Below are 3571 nucleotides of genomic sequence, written 5' to 3'. Positions count from 1 at the left end.
AAAAGAGTAGTTTTACAAAACAAAACCGCCGCAGCTTAATAGCTACGGCGGTTTTGTTATTCTGTTCATCGTGGAGAGATACTGTTTTTATCAGGAACTTATTAGGTTTGGCGATGACCTACTCTCCCACGTCTTAAGACGCAGTACCATCGGCGCTACGGCACTTAACGGCTGGGTTCGGGATGGGACCAGGTGTTTTGCTCGCGCTATGATCACCAAACCAAATAAATTCCTGATAAAGCGCTCTGCGCAGCAGAGCGACGGGGTCACCACTGCAGCGCTGAGCGTTGTTTGTCCAAGTCATGTACCACTGATTGTATGTGTATGCTTTTGATTGATAAGTTGAAGTCTTGCTTCTACTGGATCAAATCAAGCCTATCGAGCAATTAGTACCAGTCAACTGAACGTGTTACCACGCTTACATCTCTGGCCTATCGACGAGGTGGTCTACCTCGGCTCTCAGGGATACCTTGTTTTGAGGGGGGCTTCCCGCTTAGATGCCTTCAGCGGTTATCCTGTCCGATCATAGCTACCCAGCACTGCTATTGGCATAACAACTGGTCCACCAGTGGATCGTTCACCCCGGTCCTCTCGTACTAGGGGCAACTCCTCTCAAGTATCCTACACCCACGGAAGATAGGGACCGAACTGTCTCACGACGTTCTAAACCCAGCTCACGTACCTCTTTAAACGGCGAACAGCCGTACCCTTGGGACCTGCTCCAGCCCCAGGATGAGATGAGCCGACATCGAGGTGCCAAACACTGCCGTCGATATGGACTCTTGGGCAGTATCAGCCTGTTATCCCCGGCGTACCTTTTATCCGTTGAGCGATGGCCCTCCCACTTGGGACCACCGGATCACTATGGCCGTCTTTCGACTCTGCTCGACTTGTCAGTCTCGCAGTCAGGCTGGCTTCTGCCATTGCACTCAACGAGCGATTTCCGACCGCTCTGAGCCAACCTTCGCGCGCCTCCGTTACGATTTAGGAGGCGACCGCCCCAGTCAAACTACCCGCCACACAGGGTCCCGGAACCGGATAACGGTCCGCGGTTAGACATCAAGCAGAACAAGGGTGGTATCTCAAGGGAGGCTCCACCGAGACTGGCGTCTCGGTTTCAAAGCCCACCACCTATCCTGCACATGTTCGGCCTAATGCCAGTGTGAAGCTGTAGTAAAGGTGCACGGGGTCTTTCCGTCTAACCGCGGGTAACCGGCATCTTGACCGGTAATTCAATTTCGCTGAGTCTATGTTGGAGACAGCGGGGAAGTCGTTACGCCATTCGTGCAGGTCGGAACTTACCCGACAAGGAATTTCGCTACCTTAGGACCGTTATAGTTACGGCCGCCGTTTACCTGGGCTTCAATTCAGAGCTCTCACCCCTCCTTTTAACCTTCAGGCACCGGGCAGGCGTCAGACCCTATACGTCGTCTTACGACTTCGCAGAGCCCTGTGTTTTTAATAAACAGTCGCCACCCCCTGGTTTGTGCCCCCAGCCTCTAGTTGCCTAGAAACCGGGCCTCCTTCTCGCGAACTTACGGAGGTATTTTGCCGAGTTCCTTCAACATAGTTCTCTCAAGCGCCTTGGTATTCTCTACCTGTCCACCTGTGTCGGTTTAGGGTACGATCTAGCGATGGAGCTATTTCCAGGGACCTCTAAGCAGCCCATTCAATCCGATAAGGATGAACTACCCTCGAGATCCGTCACTTCCATCTGGCCCAGGAATATTAACCTGGTTCCCATCGACTACGCCTTTCGGCCTCGCCTTAGGGGTCGGCTTACCCTGCTCAGATTAGCTTTAAGCAGGAACCCTTGGACTTTCGGCGAGAGTGTCTCTCACACTCTTTGTCGCTACTCATGTCATCATTCTCACTAGTGATCTCTCCACCGGATCGCTCACGCGCCAGCTTCACAGAAAGCTCCTTGTGTCCAATACGTCCCGAGGGACGATAAGGACACATGGAACTATGTCACACTACGCTCTGCTACCATGCAATAAATGCATCCTCAGCTTCGGCTCATGGCTTGAGCCCCGTTACATCTTCGCCGCAAGACAACTTATTTAGACCAGTGAGCTGTTACGCTATCTTTAAAGGATGGCTGCTTCTAAGCCAACCTCCTGGTTGTTTTGGTCGTCTCACCTGCTTTCCCACTTAGCCATGAATTAGGGGCCTTAGCTGGAGGTTAGGGTTGTTTCCCTCTTCACGACGGACGTTAGCATTCGCCGTGTGTCTGCCGACTAGTACTCCTCGGTATTCGGAGTTTGGTTAGGATCAGTAAGCCTGTGGGGCCCCATTACCCATCCAGTGCTCTACCCCCGAGGGTATTCGGTCGACGCTCTACCTAAATAGATTTCGCAGAGAACCAGCTATCTCCGAGTTTGATTGGCCTTTCACCCCTAGGCACAGCTCATCCCGATCTTTTTCAACAGATGTGGGTTCGGTCCTCCAATAAGTGTTACCTTATCTTCAACCTGGCCATGCCTAGATCACTCGGTTTCGGGTCTGATCCCACGAACTCAACGCCCTATTAAGACTCGCTTTCGCTACGCCTACACCTAACGGCTTAAGCTTGCTCGTGAGACCAAGTCGATGACCCATTATACAAAAGGTACGCTGTCAGGACGCAAGGTCCCTCCAACTGTTTGTAGGCGTTCGGTTTCAGGTACTGTTTCACTCCCCTCGTCGGGGTGCTTTTCACCTTTCCCTCACGGTACTGGTTCACTATCGGTCAGTAAGGAGTACTTAGCCTTCGAAGGTGGTCCTCCGATCTTCAGACAGGATTTCACGTGTCCCGCCCTACTTAATACGTCCAATCATGCTTCTTATACGGGACTATCACCCACTCTGGTTGCGCATTCCAACGCATTCTAACCACAATCATGGCTCGGCTGATCCCCGTTCGCTCGCCGCTACTAGGGGAGTATCATATTGATTTCCTTTCCTCCGGGTACTTAGATGTTTCAGTTCCCCGGGTTTGCTTTTATAAACCTATGTATTCAGTCTATAAATACCTGGTTTTGCTCATTATTAACTGCGCCGCTGTCCACCCCAGTGCCGATCCAAAGGATCGGTGTACCGACCAAGGGTCGGCGCGGAGCGTACATATTGCGAAGCAATAATAACAAACAATCAGGTGGGTTGCCCCATTCAGAAATCCATGGATCAAAGCTTATTCTCAGCTCCCCATGGCTTATCGCAGAGTATCACGTCTTTCATCGCCTCTTACTGCCAAGGCATTCACCAAACGCCCTTTTCGCGCTTGATTTGATCCAGAAAAAGAAAGACTTGCGTCCTTCGCGAAGATCAGAAGCTGGTAAGAAACTGATCCTCTTTATCCTGTATCAAAAGCATACTTTTACCCGCCCAGACTATCGCCTGGACAATGAGCGATGCAGATAGCGAACCGTCCGTGCAGGAGGTCCGCGTCATCGCTCTGGTTAGTGTACTTGACTTGGACAACATATTCGTTTCGGTCGCGATATGTCTGGAAGGCCGAGGAAACAGCCCGTCAAACACCGGCCCAAAAGGGCAGCAACCGAGATCATCCCCTAACGCGGGGCGATCAAAC

The 3571-nt window shown here is 51.7% G+C and carries 2 rRNA genes; both read right to left on the bottom strand.

The annotated features are described in order from the left end of the window. Window positions 1–105 precede the first annotated feature (105 nt). Window positions 106–220: ribosomal RNA gene (gene rrf / locus A3722_RS13445) — 5S ribosomal RNA — on the bottom strand. Between the two features lie 145 nt (window positions 221–365). Next, window positions 366–3268 (bottom strand): 23S ribosomal RNA (locus A3722_RS13440). Between the last annotated feature and the right edge of the window lie 303 nt (window positions 3269–3571).

The organism is Sulfitobacter sp. HI0027 (genome assembly GCF_001634775.1).
In the GTDB taxonomy this organism is placed as follows: Bacteria; Pseudomonadota; Alphaproteobacteria; order Rhodobacterales; family Rhodobacteraceae; genus Sulfitobacter.
The sequence above is the reverse complement of the archived record's forward strand: the minus strand, read 5'-3'. Positions and strand labels throughout refer to the sequence as shown.